Origin of the sequence: Flavobacterium sp. (assembly GCF_004211145.1) — a bacterium.
GTDB lineage: Bacteria > Bacteroidota > Bacteroidia > Flavobacteriales > Flavobacteriaceae > Flavobacterium.
In genome coordinates, this window is sequence record NZ_SEBS01000024.1 from 21,315 (window position 1) to 36,678 (window position 15,364).

The 15,364-nt window shown below is 48.3% G+C and carries 18 protein-coding genes; 14 read left to right on the plus strand and 4 right to left on the minus strand.

Annotation, left to right across the window (positions count from 1 at the left end; translation table 11 throughout):
• The first annotated feature begins 69 nt into the window (after positions 1-69).
• From EOO50_RS11760 to EOO50_RS11775, 4 genes are read left to right on the plus strand one after another with little or no spacing between them, the layout of a single operon-like run.
• A complete protein-coding gene (locus tag EOO50_RS11760; protein ID WP_290840346.1) occupies positions 70-1,167 on the plus strand; it encodes a histidine kinase in 1,098 nt (365 codons plus the stop codon).
• Positions 1,164-1,877, plus strand: coding sequence for a LytTR family DNA-binding domain-containing protein (locus EOO50_RS11765; RefSeq protein ID WP_290840348.1), 714 nt, complete (start codon positions 1,164-1,166; stop codon positions 1,875-1,877). The genes EOO50_RS11760 and EOO50_RS11765 overlap by 4 nt, the downstream gene beginning before the upstream one ends.
• Positions 1,878-1,898: 21 nt before the next feature.
• Positions 1,899-2,903, plus strand: coding sequence for a hypothetical protein (locus EOO50_RS11770; RefSeq protein ID WP_290840350.1), 1,005 nt, complete (start codon positions 1,899-1,901; stop codon positions 2,901-2,903).
• A gap of 3 nt (positions 2,904-2,906) precedes the next feature.
• Positions 2,907-3,125: a hypothetical protein gene (locus tag EOO50_RS11775; protein ID WP_290840352.1), complete on the plus strand. Its 219-nt coding sequence runs from the start codon at positions 2,907-2,909 to the stop codon at positions 3,123-3,125.
• Positions 3,126-3,127: 2 nt separating this feature from the next.
• On the opposite strand, the gene EOO50_RS11780 is transcribed toward EOO50_RS11775, so the two are convergent.
• Positions 3,128-3,460 (minus strand): hypothetical protein, encoded by a 333-nt coding sequence (locus EOO50_RS11780; RefSeq protein WP_290840354.1) that lies wholly within the window; start codon positions 3,458-3,460, stop codon positions 3,128-3,130.
• 130 nt (positions 3,461-3,590) lie between these two features.
• On the opposite strand from EOO50_RS11780, the gene EOO50_RS11785 reads away from it, so the two are divergent.
• The 5 genes from EOO50_RS11785 to EOO50_RS11805 all read left to right on the plus strand — a co-directional run bounded on the left by EOO50_RS11785 (position 3,591) and on the right by EOO50_RS11805 (position 9,323).
• Positions 3,591-4,175 (plus strand): TetR/AcrR family transcriptional regulator, encoded by a 585-nt coding sequence (locus EOO50_RS11785; protein ID WP_290840356.1) that lies wholly within the window; start codon positions 3,591-3,593, stop codon positions 4,173-4,175.
• Between the two features lie 75 nt (positions 4,176-4,250).
• The gene (locus tag EOO50_RS11790; RefSeq protein WP_290840358.1) at positions 4,251-4,982 is read left to right on the plus strand and encodes an SDR family NAD(P)-dependent oxidoreductase; all 732 of its coding nucleotides are present in this window, start codon (positions 4,251-4,253) and stop codon (positions 4,980-4,982) included.
• A 127-nt stretch (positions 4,983-5,109) separates the two neighbouring features.
• Positions 5,110-6,354 carry a beta-ketoacyl-ACP synthase II gene (gene fabF, locus EOO50_RS11795; protein ID WP_290840360.1) on the plus strand — a complete coding sequence of 415 codons (1,245 nt, stop codon included), beginning with the start codon at positions 5,110-5,112 and terminating at the stop codon, positions 6,352-6,354.
• 291 nt (positions 6,355-6,645) lie between these two features.
• The gene (locus EOO50_RS11800) at positions 6,646-7,764 is read left to right on the plus strand and encodes a M23 family metallopeptidase (protein WP_290840362.1); all 1,119 of its coding nucleotides are present in this window, start codon (positions 6,646-6,648) and stop codon (positions 7,762-7,764) included.
• 113 nt (positions 7,765-7,877) lie between these two features.
• Positions 7,878-9,323, plus strand: a complete 1,446-nt coding sequence (locus EOO50_RS11805; RefSeq protein WP_290840364.1) for a glycoside hydrolase family 30 beta sandwich domain-containing protein — start codon at positions 7,878-7,880, stop codon at positions 9,321-9,323.
• Between the two features lie 110 nt (positions 9,324-9,433).
• Here the strand turns inward: EOO50_RS11805 and EOO50_RS11810 are convergent, their stop codons facing one another.
• Positions 9,434-9,808 (minus strand): VOC family protein, encoded by a 375-nt coding sequence (locus EOO50_RS11810; protein ID WP_363331753.1) that lies wholly within the window; start codon positions 9,806-9,808, stop codon positions 9,434-9,436.
• A 128-nt stretch (positions 9,809-9,936) separates the two neighbouring features.
• Between EOO50_RS11810 and EOO50_RS11815 the strand changes: the two genes are divergently transcribed.
• From EOO50_RS11815 to EOO50_RS11825, 3 genes are read left to right on the plus strand one after another with little or no spacing between them, the layout of a single operon-like run.
• On the plus strand, positions 9,937-10,905 hold the full coding sequence (locus EOO50_RS11815; protein WP_290840368.1) for a helix-turn-helix domain-containing protein: 969 nt from the start codon (positions 9,937-9,939) through the stop codon (positions 10,903-10,905).
• An 11-nt stretch (positions 10,906-10,916) separates the two neighbouring features.
• Positions 10,917-11,237: a hypothetical protein gene (locus EOO50_RS11820; RefSeq protein WP_290840370.1), complete on the plus strand. Its 321-nt coding sequence runs from the start codon at positions 10,917-10,919 to the stop codon at positions 11,235-11,237.
• The gene (locus EOO50_RS11825) at positions 11,234-12,076 is read left to right on the plus strand and encodes a sterol desaturase family protein (RefSeq protein WP_290840372.1); all 843 of its coding nucleotides are present in this window, start codon (positions 11,234-11,236) and stop codon (positions 12,074-12,076) included. The genes EOO50_RS11820 and EOO50_RS11825 overlap by 4 nt, the downstream gene beginning before the upstream one ends.
• Here the strand turns inward: EOO50_RS11825 and EOO50_RS11830 are convergent.
• Positions 12,033-12,998: an SMP-30/gluconolactonase/LRE family protein gene (locus tag EOO50_RS11830; RefSeq protein WP_290840374.1), complete on the minus strand. Its 966-nt coding sequence runs from the start codon at positions 12,996-12,998 to the stop codon at positions 12,033-12,035. The two genes, EOO50_RS11825 and EOO50_RS11830, sit on opposite strands and share 44 nt — an antisense overlap.
• 187 nt (positions 12,999-13,185) lie before the next feature.
• On the opposite strand from EOO50_RS11830, the gene EOO50_RS11835 reads away from it, so the two are divergent.
• The gene (locus EOO50_RS11835) at positions 13,186-13,899 is read left to right on the plus strand and encodes a phosphodiester glycosidase family protein (protein ID WP_290840376.1); all 714 of its coding nucleotides are present in this window, start codon (positions 13,186-13,188) and stop codon (positions 13,897-13,899) included.
• 130 nt (positions 13,900-14,029) lie between these two features.
• Positions 14,030-14,221, plus strand: a complete 192-nt coding sequence (locus EOO50_RS11840; protein WP_290840378.1) for a cold shock domain-containing protein — start codon at positions 14,030-14,032, stop codon at positions 14,219-14,221.
• 163 nt (positions 14,222-14,384) lie between these two features.
• Here EOO50_RS11840 and EOO50_RS11845 read toward each other — a convergent pair whose 3' ends face one another.
• Complete coding sequence (locus tag EOO50_RS11845; protein WP_290840380.1) at positions 14,385-15,332, minus strand: LD-carboxypeptidase; 948 nt, start codon at positions 15,330-15,332, stop codon at positions 14,385-14,387.
• Positions 15,333-15,364 lie beyond the last annotated feature (32 nt).

Here is a 15,364-nt window from a genome sequence, read left to right on the forward strand (position 1 = left end):
TCCCGTTTGGTATAATTGCGGCGCGAGTCACGTGCATTTGTCGTTATTTCGCAACGCTAACAAAAACCAATGGGCGCATTCTTCAAAAACTGCAGCGACAATCGCATGATCAATTTCCTGATCCAAAAGAAGTACAGGATTTGGCGGCATGCGTTGGTTTTGCTGTATATCACGATTTTCTTCTGCGCGTCGAAACTGCTTAAAGATAGCCGTGAGCCGTTCGATTTGGTGCGAAGCATGATGTGGAATTTCTATTTCCTGTCGATGTTTTACCTGAACATGTATTTGCTCGTGCCGAAACTTTTGTACAAAGGCGATTATGTGAAGTATATCTTCATTTTGCTGTTGTTGATCATCGGCGGCTATTTCAGTTTCGCGTATTTCTCGGAACTCTATCTCGACGGCTATGTGTTGACCCGAAGCCACAGCTCGAAAAAAATGCATCTATCGGGCGACACGTTCCATGAATATTTCGTCGCGGTCCACATGATTTTACTAATGGTTTTCGCTTCGACTTCGATCAAGTTGTTCCAGCGTTGGGCGCGCGACAACCAGCGCATCAACGAACTCGAGACGAATTCGCTCCAGATGGAACTGCGCGAACTTCGCAACCAGGTCAATCCGCATTTCCTGTTCAACATGCTCAACAACGTGAATGTTTTGGTGCGGAAAAATCCCGACAAAGCCGTGAACGTCATCCATAAATTGTCGGATTTTTTGAGATATCAATTATACGAAAACAATGCGCAGTCCGTGTTGCTGTTGCCCGAGATACAATTCCTGACCGACTTCATGGAACTCGAGAAAACGCGTCGCGACGAATTCACGTTCTCGCTCGACATCGAAAACAATCTTACGAACCAGGAACGCGTCCACAACTTCGAAGTGCCGCCGAACCTGTTCATCAGCTTTGTCGAAAACGCGATAAAGCACAGCGCCGATGCTGAAAATCCTTCGAGCGTCCAAGTCGTTTTCTCCCTTTTCGATGACCGACTCGAATTCAGTTGCGCGAACACAAAACCTGAGGAAACCACAGTAAAAACCGCGGGCGGACTCGGGCTCGCAAACGCCAAGCGCCGACTCGAACTCTTGTACGCCGACGCGTTCACGCTCGGGATTTCACAAAGCAAACGCAAATACGAACTCAAACTCATGCTACCGATATGAACTGCATCATCGTAGACGACGAACCGCTCGCGCGCGAAGGCATTTTGCTGTTGCTGCAGGAAATTCCTGAACTTACGGTTTTGGGATGTTTTTCGGGCGCGAAAAAAGCGCAGGAATTCCTCAAAGGGAACAAAGTCGATCTGGTATTCCTCGACATCCAAATGCCGGGAATCAGCGGTTTGGAGTTCGCGGCGGCCATTCCTGAGGAAACGCTCGTGATCTTCACGACGGCCTTTTCTCAATACGCGCTTGAAAGTTACGAGGTCGACGCGATCGATTACATCGTGAAACCAATCGTGAAGGAACGTTTGGAAAAAGCCGTGAGAAAAGCGTTCTCGTACCACGAATTGCTGTCGGGCAACGAGAGGAAGACGACGTTCGAAAGCGCCGCGAGTGATTTCATGCTGATCAAATCGGACCGGAAATTCCACAAGATTTCGTTCGCCGATATCCAATATGTGGAAGGCTTGAAGGATTACGTCGTGATCCATTGCAAGGAAAGCCGCATCATCACGGCGATGAACTTGCGCACGATCTCGAAGTTGTTGCCCGAACATGATTTTATCCGTGTGAGCAAATCCTACATCGTCAACACAAAATACATTACGGCTTTCGACAATCACAGCCTCAACATACAACAAACCGAGATTCCGATCGGGGAAGTCTATCGAAAACAATTCCTCGACATTTATTTGGGCGACAAACCCTGACACACAACTAAACCACCGATCATGAAACAGAACATTTTAGTACTGCTGGGATTCGTATGCACGGTCGCGACAGCACAGGAAACGCCTCAAAAATCACAGCAATTGCAGGATTCGGTGAAATTCGCGATCGTCGAAAAATTCCCGAGGACGCGTATGATCGACGTGCAGTACCGACGTTATTTACCTGCCGATTTCGATTCGGAACTCGACGGAAACGATTACGTTAAAGGCCGATTGGTAAACCATGAGAAGTTTTCGGCCGCGTTCAATTACCTGTTGATCGGAAGGCCGCGTTGGAACATTTCGGCCACGCTGAACTATCGATACGAAAGTTTTGATGTCGAGGACGTCGAACTGCTGTCAGCCGATCAAGGTCCGTTCGACGAGAACAACGGCTATCATTATTTGGGCGCGACGATAAACGCCATGTATTACGGCAGCCTTTGGAAAAAACCGCTCGTCTACCTCGCGAATGTCACGGTCGACGGTTCCGATAAAAACATGGAACGCGTAAAGGGCTTCGTCGGCGCGACACTTATCTTAAAACGCACCGAACGGACTTCGATCGGCGTTGGGATCATGGTTTTCATCGACCCGACATCGCCCGTGCCGCTCGCTCCGGTTTTCACGGTCGAACACAAATTCAAGGATTCGCCCTGGTCGCTCGACTTTATTTTGCCGCAACGTGCTTTGTTGAAACGTCCGGTGTTTACGAATGGGAGATTCTCGATCGGAACCGAACTCTCGGGCGACGGTTTCTACATGTACGCCAACAACCCTAACTATGCGAACGTGTACGATTTCAGGACGCTTGAACTCCGCTCGGGAATCACGTACGAACATTATTTCGGACACGGAATCGTGGGATATGCGAAGACCGGTTTGTCGAATATGTTCAACATGCGCGTTTCGGAACGAGGCGAATCGACGAACGATTACGTTTTGTCAGCGAACCGGAACGCGACGGGTTATCTCTCGTGCGGCGTCTCGTTCAGCCCGACGATAAGAAAAAAAGCAAAACGTTAGACTATGGATAAAATGATCTCAGTTTTCAAGACGTCGGTAAATTCAAAGCGCAAGGCGAAAATGATTACCGCTTATCTCAATTCGATCAACGCCATTCGACAATGGAATTTTGATTTCGAGGATCGCGACAATATTTTGCGCGTGGACAGCAGCGTACAGGTTTCGATGACCGTTATCGGGATTTTGAATCGGCTGGGGTTTGATTGTGAGGAGCTGGAATAGAGCTATCGCAATTCCTCAATTACGCCGATGTCTTCGATTGTCTCAACTTTGGCCGCTTCCTTTTCCCATTTCCATTTAAGGAATTTGTATAACAACACGTTCGAAAGAATCCCGAACGGAATGCCAATGAGGCCGACCACCGTGTCGTCGATACCTTCCACGGAATCGGGTGCGACAAAATTGCCGATGAGAAAAAGCGGAATGAGGAATACAACCGTGCCCGCGTAATATACTACGACGGCCAATATCGTATAACCCCATTTGTGCTTTTCAAATTTGCCGGCGAGGTCGTAAAAATATTTTCCGATGAAATAGATGAAGAGAAAACCTAACATGGGATGTTTTTTCCCAAATATAAAAATTCAGATGAGAATCAAGGCATTATCCCGTCATCGAAAAAAACAATGCAAAAGTGGATTATAAAAATACCAATCGGTATATATTTACATCAGAATTAAAGTAATCATGGGAAAAGCCGAAATAACTAAACAGTTCATCATCGAAAAAAGCGCACCGGTTTTCAACAAACGCGGTTATGCCGGAACATCGATGAACGATCTGACCCAAGCCACCGGACTCACGAAAGGCAGCATCTACGGCAATTTCCAAAACAAGGACGAAGTCGCAGTCGAGGCGTTCAAGTTCAATACCGCGAAAATGAACGCGGTTTTCAATACTGAAATGGCATCGGCGAAATCGAACCGCGAAAAACTCATGGCGTATCCAAATGTCTACGAACGATTTTTCAAAGGCGGTTTACCCGATGGTGGTTGCCCGATCCTGAACACATCGACCGAATCTGACGACACGCATCCCGAACTCAAAGCCGTCGCTAAAAAAGCGTTCCTGGCTTGGAAAAAATCGATCGTGGCAATAATCGACGATGGAAAAAAGGCAAACGAATTCAAACCCGAAACCGATTCTGAAAAAACGGGCATCACAATCCTGGCGCTGATCGAAGGCGCGACCATGATTGCAAAACTCACTGAAAGCGAAAGCAATTTGTTGTTGATCAACGACTCGCTCAAAAAACTAATACACGAACTCTAATTTTTTTTACTCAAAAATATACCAATCGGTACAAAATCTTAAATCCAAATTCTAAAATCTAAAATCTTACAGCACATGAAAACAATCCTAATCACCGGCGGCGGTTCCGGAATCGGCTTCGAAATGGCCAAACAATTTTCAGCTCTCGGCAACAAAGTCATCATCACGGGCCGAAACGAAGAACGTCTTGAAAGCGCCGTTTCCCAACTCGAAAACGCCCGCTTCATCCAAGCCGATGTGACCGAACACAATGATGTAGAACGCCTCGTGGAAACCATCCAACGCGATTTCCCGACGCTTAACGTCCTGATCAACAATGCCGGGAACGCCCAGTATTACAAACTGACCGACGAGAACGCGAACGCTTTTGAAAAAGCCCAGGAAGAAATCCTCACAAACTATCTTTCCACGATCCGGCTTACCGAGAAGTTACTGCCAACGCTACGAAAAAACAAAAACGCCGCAATCGCAAACGTCTCGTCTATCGTCGCGTTTGTTCCCGGAATCACCTTACCGACCTACGCCGCAAGCAAGGCCGCGCTTCACTCCTATTCACAATCCTTGCGTTTGTCCTTGACGCGCAACAACGATGACATTAGAGTTTTCGAACTTATGCCGCCATTGGTGAACACCGAATTTTCGAAAGAGATCGGAGGCGAAAACGGCATGAATCCCGCCGATGTCGCGAAATCCTTGGTCGACGCTATCGAAAACGACATTTTTGAAATCCATCCCGGCATGACCGCCGATCTGTACCAACTGTATCTCTCGTCACCTGAAGCGGCTTTCAATGCGCTGAACAATTGAAAAAATATGTTTTAGATTTTGAATTTTAAATGCCACTATACTGTTGATAAACCGACTGTTCATCCCAACTCAAAATTTAAAATCCAACATTCAAAACAAAAAATAAGTCTAATCAAAGCACAAGCAAATGAAACGAGTAGTCATCACAGGATTGGGCGCGATCACGCCGCTGGGGAATTCAGTTCCCGAATTTTGGAAAAATATAATCGCAGGAAAAAGCGGTGCGGGCCCGATCACGAAGTTCGACACCACGCTGTTCAAAACCAAATTCGCGCACGAAGTCAAGGATTTCAATGCCGAAAACTATTTCGACCGAAAAGACGTCCGAAAATACGATCCGTTCACGCAATACGCAGTCGCCGCATCAGACGAAGCGATCCGTGACAGCGGCATTGACTTCGCGAATTTGTCAGACGGCGAACGCGCTGAAGTCGGCGTGATCTGGGCATCGGGAAACGGCGGAATCACGACGTTCGAACAGCAACTTTCGGAATTCCATGCGGGCGACGGAACGCCACGGTTCAACCCGTTCTTCATCCCGAAAATGATTGTCGACATCGCGGCCGGCGTGATCTCGATAAAACACAAATTGTACGGCCCGAACTACGCGACGGTTTCAGCGTGCGCGTCGTCGAACACCGCGATCATCAGCGCGTTCGACACGATCCGTTTGGGAAAGGCTTCAATGATGATAGCCGGCGGTTCCGAGGCTGCGATCACGCCATCGTCAATTGGCGGTTTCAGCGCGTCCCAGGCGTTGTCGAAGAACAACGAAAACCCTACCAAAGCATCGCGTCCTTTCGACGCCGACCGTGACGGTTTCGTGGCCGGTGAAGGCGCGGGCGCGTTGATCCTTGAAGAATATGAGCACGCCAAAGCGAGAGGCGCGAAAATCTACGCCGAAATGGTCGGAGGCGGAATGGCGGCCGATGCTTACCATTTGACGGGAACTTCCCCCGACGGACTCGGTGCCAAACTAGGCATGTTGAAAGCCTTGGCCGACGCAGGTCTCGAACCGTCACGAATCGGAAGTATAAACGCTCACGCGACTTCGACGCCTCAAGGTGATTTGAGTGAACTGAGCGCAATCAAATCGGTGTTCGGAAATCATCCGGTCCTGATCACGGCGACCAAATCCATGACAGGACATTTGCTTGGTGCGGCGGGCGCGATCGAGAGTATCATCAGCGTTCTGTCGCTCAAAAACGCGATCGTGCCACCTACGATCAACCTCGAAAATCCCGATCGCGCCATTCCTGAAGGTTTGCAAATCGTCTCTAAAACGGCAAGAAAATTCGACCACGAGTTCATCATGAACAACACCTTCGGTTTCGGCGGACATACGGCCACGGCAATCTTCAGGAAGATCTAACGATTGTTAGCCGCGAATTACACAAATAGATAAAATTTCGAAGAATTCGTGCATTGTGTATTCGTGCATTCGTGCATTCGTGCATTCGTGCATTCGTGCATTCGTGCATTCGTGGCTAAAAAAAATTACCGCGATTTCCTGATTCAATCTATCATCCGCAGCAAAAAAACTTCGCGGCTAATAAACAACGCACTTACCAATTTATACCAAAATCTCACAAATCGGCGTTAAAACAAATTCCAAATCAAACCTCTAACGCAGGCTGGCACAATTCCTGCAAAACGCCCAACCGTGAAAAAAAACCTACTGATTTATCCGTTATTTGCGAGCCTGTTTCTTTTATCGGCTTGCGGCTGTTCGGGAATCACGAAAGTGACCGACGCCATTACGAACCCTAGCGCACGCGAACTCTACGTGCGGGAATTGAAAAATGATATAGATGTCAAAAGTTGGGAATCCGCTTATGAATCGGCGGTCAACGACAGTTTGATCGTGACCTTGCCGTATGGCGAGAAAGGACGCTTCAACCCGGCAACACCGATCGCTTACAGTTACACCGTCGGGCTTCAGGAAGGCGAAATCCTCGATGCCCAAATAACGCAGGACGTTGCCCAACGCACATTTCTCGAAGTATTCGAATGGGACGGAAATTCGTTCCGAAGCATCGGGCAAACGGTCGGGTCGCGCATCTCGGCCGCAGGTGAAAACGCAGGACTTTTTAAATTGGTCGTACAACCCGAATTCGGCGCAACGGGCAATTTCTTCGTGAGCATCAACAAGAAACCGTTGTATGAATTCCCGGTCTCGGGCAAAGGAAATGCTGCGATCCAAAGTTTTTGGGGCCAGGTGCGCGATGCGGGGAAACGCAGCCACGAAGGCATCGATATCTTCGCCAAACGCGGAACTCCGGTCGTAGCGGTCGCCGACGGGATCGTCACACGCACGGGCGATCACGGCATCGGCGGCAAACAAGTCTGGCTCAGGACGGGAATCTTTGGGAAATCCGTGTATTACGCGCATTTGGACCGAATCGCCGTGGAAAGCGCGACATCGGTAAAAGTTGGGGATACGCTGGGCTTCGTCGGGAATACGGGAAATGCGAAGGGCGGCGCGACGCATCTGCACTTTGGGATCTACAGCGATTATGGGGCCGTTAATCCGTTGTCGTTCGTATATCGCACCGACAATATCGTCGCAAGATCATTCCCGATGAATTTCTCGTCGGCTTCGCTTCGCATCAAATCGGCCAAAGCGACGCTACGTCAAGGTCCTGACACTGATTTCAACAAGATCGGTGAATTGAAAGCTGGGGAATCGGTTACATTTCTCGGGCAAACCAAAGATTGGATCCACGTCCAGACATCGGTCGGACAAAAAGCATTCTTGCATAAAAGTCTTGTAAAAGTCTAAGGCTTTCCGTTTCCCGGATGCTTTTTTTCCAACTATTACGTTAAAGTCTTGATACGAAAGCGTTGTAGTGTAAGAAAAAACTAACTTTAGCGCCTCTAAAAAAACAAAAAACTATGAAAAAGTTACTTTCCACTTTTGGACTCGCGGCATTACTTGCCTGCCAAATTGGATGCTCAAACAGCGACGGAGACGGTAATGGCGATACGACTCCCGATCCGGATCCTGTCGAACCTGGCGTGAACGAAGTCGATTTTTGGCTTACCAAAAGCGACCAATCGGTGAAACTCATCAAGCAGACAACTATTCTCGACTTCACCACGACGCCGAACAACAACCAGAACATCGACGTCACTGAAGGCGAAACCTACCAAACCGTAGATGGTTTCGGGTACGCGCTGACCGGTGGAAGCGTAACGGTCATCAACCAATTGACCGCAGCCAAGAAACAGGAATTACTGCAGGATTTATTCGGTGCTTCAGGAATCGGAGTCAGTTATCTGCGTATCAGCATCGGAGCTTCTGATATGAGCGCCTCGCCTTACACGTACGACGACATGCCATCGGGACAAACCGATCCGACGCTTGCGAATTTCAGCATTTCGTCAGACGACGCGCTGGTCAATCTGCTTACCGAAATATTGGCGATCAACCCGAATATCAAAATCGTCGCTACTCCGTGGTCGGCACCGACTTGGATGAAAGACAACAACTCGTTCGTCGGTGGAAGTCTGTTGCCTGCGAACTACGGCGTTTATTCGCAATACTTCGTGAATTATCTGCAAGCCATGCAGGCCGAAGGAATCAACATCACCGCGATCACGCCTCAGAACGAACCCCTCCACGGCGGCAACAATCCGAGCATGGTGATGACGGCCGACCAACAGAACGACTTCATCAAGAACCATTTGGGACCTGCGTTCCAATCGGCGGGATTGAACACGAAAATTATTGTGTACGACCATAATCTGGACAATACGGCCTATCCGCTTTCGATTTTGAACGACGCTGCGACGCGACCTTTCGTAGATGGATCGGCATTCCACCTGTACGCCGGAAATATCAATTCGATGTTAAGCGTACACGCCGCGTATCCCGACAAAAATCTTTATTTCACCGAGCAGTTCACGAGTTCGACGGGCGATTTCGGAGGCGACTTGAAATGGCACCTAAAAAACGTAATCATCGGTTCGATGCGAAACTGGAGTAAAAATGCGCTCGAATGGAATTTGGCCACCAACATAAGTTACGGACCTCATACTGAAAATGGCTGCACGACTTGTCAGGGCGCGATCACGGTGAACAACGGCAACACGTACACGAAAAACGTTTCGTATTACATCATCGCACACGCAGCCAAGTTTGTTCCTGCGGGTTCGGTCAGGATCGGAAGTACGAATTCGGGCAACATCAACACCGTCGCGTTCAAACGTCCCGATGGAAAGAAAGTGCTGATTGCCGAGAACGACGGAACTTCGGCATCGACCGTAAACATTCGCCACAACAACCAATGGGTTCCGGTATTTTTGGACGCGGGTTCGGTTGCGACGTTTGTTTGGTAATTGGGTGATTTGCGGATTAGAAAACTAGCGGATTAGCGAATGGTTTTATTGGCGAGGACGTTTGGTTTTCGATTGGATATAAGAGCGCGGGAGATTTTCCTGCGCTTTTTTTATTTGTGGGAAAGAATCCATTCGACACCGAATTTGTCTATGACAGAAGTGTTTGAATCGGAAGTTTCCTGGATTTTATTGTCGGACAATTTCGACAGAAGACGTTTCGATTCGCGTTGGTCACATTCGATCAACAGCGAAATTCTTCCGTTTCCGGTTCCCGATCGTTGGCCCAGATCCGACGCGAGCATCACGAACATATCGCATTCCAATCTCGCATGCAAAACGAGTTTCCTCACACTTTCGGGCAGTTTGTGCGCGTGTTCGCTTTGCCCGATTTCGATCATGGAAAGCGTCCCGCCGAAACACGAGCGGTAAAATTGCATGGCTTCGCGACAATTGCCGTGAAAGGTAAAAAACGGATGCATCGTCATAACAGCATTGGCTACACTACAAAATTGCTGCGTTTCGACTGCAAAAACGCGGTGCGATTACGGCTATCGAACGGGGCGAATGTGACACGGGATTTCTTACATTTGTTTTTGCCAAATTTTGATATCCGATGAAGCGCATCTCGATTTACGTTCCCCAAAGTGCCGTCATGGAAGCGGTTACACCCGCGTATCGCGTTTTCTCGACAGCGAACAGTTTTCTCACTGCATCGGGAAACGAGCCTTTGTTTGATGTGGAATTCGTGGGTTTGGAACGACACATAAAAGCGCAGGACGGAGAATACACGATTACCACGACTCGCCTGCTCGACGAGGTTACTTCTACCGATGTCGTGATTATTCCCGCGCTTTACGGCGATTTGAAAAACGCGATCGAGCTGAACCGCGACGCCATCGAATGGATAAATAAAATGTACGACAGCGGAGCCGAAGTCGCATCGCTTTGCCTTGGCGCGTTCCTGCTCGCTGAAACCGGATTGATGAACGGCAGGAAATGCTCGACACATTGGGCGTATTACGACGAGTTCCGAAACATGTTCAGCGACATCGAAATCGTCGACGGCGGCATCATCACCGACGAAGGCCGAATCTATTCGAGCGGAGGCGCGGCCTCGATCTGGAACATGCTGCTGTATTTGCTCGAGAAATATACGAGCCGCGACATCGCGATCCTGTCGGCCAAATATTTTGCGATCGACATCGACCGCGACAACCAGCACGCTTTTACGATTTTCCGCGCCCAGAAAGACCATCGCGACAACGAGATTTTGACGGCCCAGGATTTCATCGAAGACAATTTTACCGAAAAAATCACGATCGACGTTTTGGCCGACAAAGTCAACGTAAGCCGACGCAGTTTCGAACGACGCTTCAAAAGCGCGACGAACAACACCGTGAGCGAATACATTCAGCGCGTGCGAATCGAATCGGCCAAACGCAGTTTCGAGGCGTCGCTCAAGAACGTGAACGAGGTCATGTTCGACGTCGGCTATACCGATACGAAATCGTTCCGCGACGTGTTCAAGAAAATCACGGGTTTGACGCCTGTAGAATATAGGAACAAGTACAGCAAAAACTAAAACGCGCGATCATGGCAAAAAGCAGGTTTTTTAAATTGTATGCATTGACGAGTTTCGTTTTTCTGATTGGCGTTTTCGTTTGTTATAGAGCGAATCTCGCACAGCCGAAATCCGACCAAAACCGGCTTTCAAGCCATAACGGCGGCGGAATAGTCGCGCCCAGCCTGCTCGATTCGATTGCGAAACGCCGACACGATTCAATGGTCTTTCGGATGTCGTCGTCAAAGACGGTAATTTTGACCGACGGATTGAAATTTCCGGACATACTTTCAAAGGACAGCATTCCCGTGCCGCGCGATTTGTCCAAAAAAGTGAAACCTGCAAAGCCATGAGTTTCGTCTATTTACTGATCGCAACGGGCGCGAGCCTTTTCTTCCTCGCGTTGGTCTTTATCCCAATGGAAAAAGCGTTTCCCGCGAAACCCGGACAAAAAGTGTTCAGGAAAAACTGGCTGCTCGATTTTGGTTATTTCCTCGGACAGTATTTGTTTTGGAGCGGGATCGTACTTGCGGTGCTTTCATATTTCAGCAATTGGCTGAACGCCTGGATGCCGATTGGATTCCGCGAAGCGCTGTCAGGGCAACCGTTCGTTTTGCAGGCCATCGAAATCCTTTTCCTGAGCGATTTGATCATTTATTGGGGACATCGGTTGCAACACAAGGTAGATTTCCTGTGGCGTTTCCACAAAGTGCATCACAGCGCCGAAACCTTGGATTGGCTCGCTTCTCACCGGGAACATCCGCTTGATTCGGTGTACACGATCGGACTCATAAATTTGCCCGCATTCGTGTTCGGTTTCGATTTGAACGCGATTGCGATGCTCGTCGCGTTTCGCGGCATTTGGGCGATTTACATCCACAGCAACGTCAGGCTGAACATCGGATTTCTCAAAATGTTCATCGGTTCGCCCGACTTGCACCATTGGCATCACGACCGGGAACGCGACCGCGGCAATTATGCGAACATCTCGCCTTTGATGGATTTGCTTTTCGGAACCTATGTGTCGCCGAATAAAGAGCCCGAACATTTCGGCATAAACGAAAATTTCCCGCAAGTCTATTGGAAGCAGCTCGCGTATCCGTTATTACCTGCGAAATGGACGCGAAAACTCGAAGCGAGATCGGTCCCTAAAGAAGCGTCTTCACGCGAAGCAATTGTTTCCCGGCCGTAATGTATAAATAACCGTCGGCTCCGAATGCGCAGTTAGCCGTAGGCATTCCCGTATCGATCTTGCCGAGGTATTTTCCCATGGGCGAAATGACCATGACGCCGTTTCCGGCACCTGTGAAGATGTTGCCATCCTTGTCGATCTTCATGCCGTCGGCGGCCGTATACAACGGACGTAAATCGAAGAATATTTTTCCTTTCCCGACCGATCCGTCAGCGTTTACGGGATACGACATGATCACGGCTTCGCGATCGGTTTGGCTCACGTACAGCGTTTTCTCGTCGGGCGAAAGTGCGATACCGTTCGGGCGTTTCAAGTTGTCGATGATGCGCGTCACGGTTCCGTCGGGCGCGATCCTGTATACGCCGAACATTTGCGTGCGCTCGGTCGGGTCGTCTTTCATGCCTTGGAATCCGTAAGGCGGATCGGTGAAATAATACGCACCCGATGAATGTTGGCAGATGTCGTTGGGCGAATTAAACGGTTTTCCGTCGAACGAGCCCGCTATCGTCGTTTTGGTCGCCTCGCCGATTTTCATTTTCGAGATGCGTCGGTTACCTTGTTCGCAGGCCACGAGTTCGCCCTGTTTGTTAATCAACAATCCGTTCGAACCGGGTTCGTCACTGTAGAAAGCCGCGGCCGTATAACCCGATTTGTTGAGCCAGGTCGTGAGCCCGTCTTTTTTGTTCCACTTGAAAATCTCGTTTTGGCGCGGATCCGAAAACAACAGATAATCGCCATCTTTTACCCAAACAGGACCTTCAGCCCAGGTGAATCCTGAGGCGAGAATTTCGATTTTGGCATCGGGCGCGACCAGTGTCGAGAATGTCGGATCGATGGCGGTGATCTTTCCTGACTTTAGATAGTTGGGCTGGGCGGCGACATTCACCGCGAATGCTAAGCTTAGGAATACAAAAAATTTCATTTGGGGCGTTTTTGCAAAGCTAACGGTTTTTTGTTTTTTTTGCCGCGGAATGTTTTGCCAATCGGTTGGAAACTCGTAACACCTATTTTTTTAGCCACGGATGCACGGATCTCCACGGATGTAAAAAATCGCAACACTTTTATATCTGTATCGAAGCGATCAGTGACTAAAAAATTACATTTGTCACATGAAAAATTTACGGTTGATCGGTTTGTTGTGTTTGCTGTTGCTCATGTCGGCGTCAGCGGGAATCAAACAATCGAACATAATTTCCTACCGCGCCAATCTCTCGAAAGTACATTTTGCGCTGTACTGGAAAGATGCGAAAGGCAACCGCATCGCGAGCCTCGGAAACCTAAGGAAACTTGTCGAAAAACAAAATAAAACACTGCTGTTCGCGATGAACGCCGGTATGTTCAAGAAAGATTTTTCGCCCCAAGGCCTGTACATCGAAAACGGAAAAGTACTGATCGCACGCGACAATTCAGGTGGAAATGGGAATTTTTATCTGAAGCCGAACGGGATTTTCTGCGTCGACCGAAACGGAATTCCAACCATTCGTGAAACTGAAAATTACATCGATTCGAAAAGTTGCAGGTACGCGACCCAATCGGGTCCGATGTTGGTCATCGAAGGCGAATTACATCCCGCATTCAAAAAAGGTTCGGCGAATCTGAACGTCCGGAACGGTGTCGGGATTTTACCGAACGGCGAAGTGTTGTTCGCAATTTCAAAAACCGAAATAAATTTCTACGATTTCGCGATGTTTTTCAAGGACGCCGGCTGCAAAAATGCATTATATCTCGACGGATTCGTGTCGCGCGCCTATGTTTCGGGAACCAAAACGATGCAAACCGACGGTGATTTCGGGGCAATGATTGGCGTCGCGTTACCCAGGTAATTCGGCCTTTCGCAGACACTTAAAGCGCTGAACAGAAGCTCTTAAATATTTTTTTTGAAAAATTTTATAAAAAATACTGAATACCAATATTTTAAATATATCTTTGGCACTTAATTAATTTTTTTCTGAAATGAACGAAGGAACAATCAAATTTTTCAACGAGGCAAAAGGCTTCGGATTTATCACTCCAAACGACGGTGGTGATGACGTGTTTGTACACGTAACTGGTCTTAACGGACGTGTTCGCGAGAACGACAAAGTTACTTATGAAGTACAACAAGGAAAAAGAGGACTCAACGCAGTAAATGTCACAGTGATCTAAGATATCAAAGTACCAGTTTATTGTAAAGCTGCCCCACAAGGGCAGTTTTTTGTTTTCACGAGGTTTGGAAACACGCTCAAGAAGCGTTAGAGACTAAAATCGCCCTAGACTTTAAAATTTCAAAAATCGAGATACAAACTCACGGCGGTTTTTTAATCCATGATTACATATAATTGATTTCGAGGCTATCTTTTGAAATCTCAAGATTGATTTTTCGCCCGAAGTTAAGCGCCACGTTCCTATCGGCGCGATGCCCGACGTTCAACCCGAAGCAAACCGGAAAATCATACTCCTTGAAAAAATCGAGCACCATGATTCGAAGCGCTTGTTCGATATTTCCCTCGTTGGGCTCAGGAATTTGTGCGACCATGCAATTGCTCGTCTCGTTGTCCTTTAGCGGAATGATGAAATCTCCGAACAGGATCGCCTTCAACTTCTCGAATTTTCCGGAACGTTTCATCGCGTACAACATGCGTTCGATGCTCATCAGGTTCTCATAAGTATCTTCGATGATTAAAATTTTACCGTCGCAATCGATGTCTGATGCCGTTCCGATGACGGTGTGTAAAATCGACAGATTCCCGCCAACCAGTTCACCTTCGACATTCGCTGTCTTATGATTTTCGAGATTGTCGAATACAACGGAATCTCTCGTCCCGAAAAGGACATTCCGCATACTTTCCAAATCACTTTTTCCTGCGGTTTTCCATCCGAAAAGCATCGCGCCATGAATGGTTTCTATGCCGAAATTTCGGTTGATGTGCGAATGCAGGTACGTGATGTCGCTGAATCCGACGAGCCATTTCGGGTGCTCCACGAATCCTGAAAAATCGATTTTGTCAAGGATTTGAACGGTTCCGTAACCGCCGCGCAAAAAAAAGACCGCCTTGACTTCGTGTGAATCGAGCGCCGTTTGCAGGTCGCGCAACCTTATTTCAGGATTGGCTGAGAACTGGCAGAAATTCGAGTCGGAAATCGTTTCGCCGACGATCGTATTCAAACCCCAATCTTTAAAAACCGACGTCACGAAATCAGTATCGTAAACGCCTTTCCGCGCAATGTTGAGCAAATAAACGGTATCGCCTTTTTGGAGATGTGACGGACGTTGCATAAAATTCGGTTTGCACAAATGTAGCCAATTGG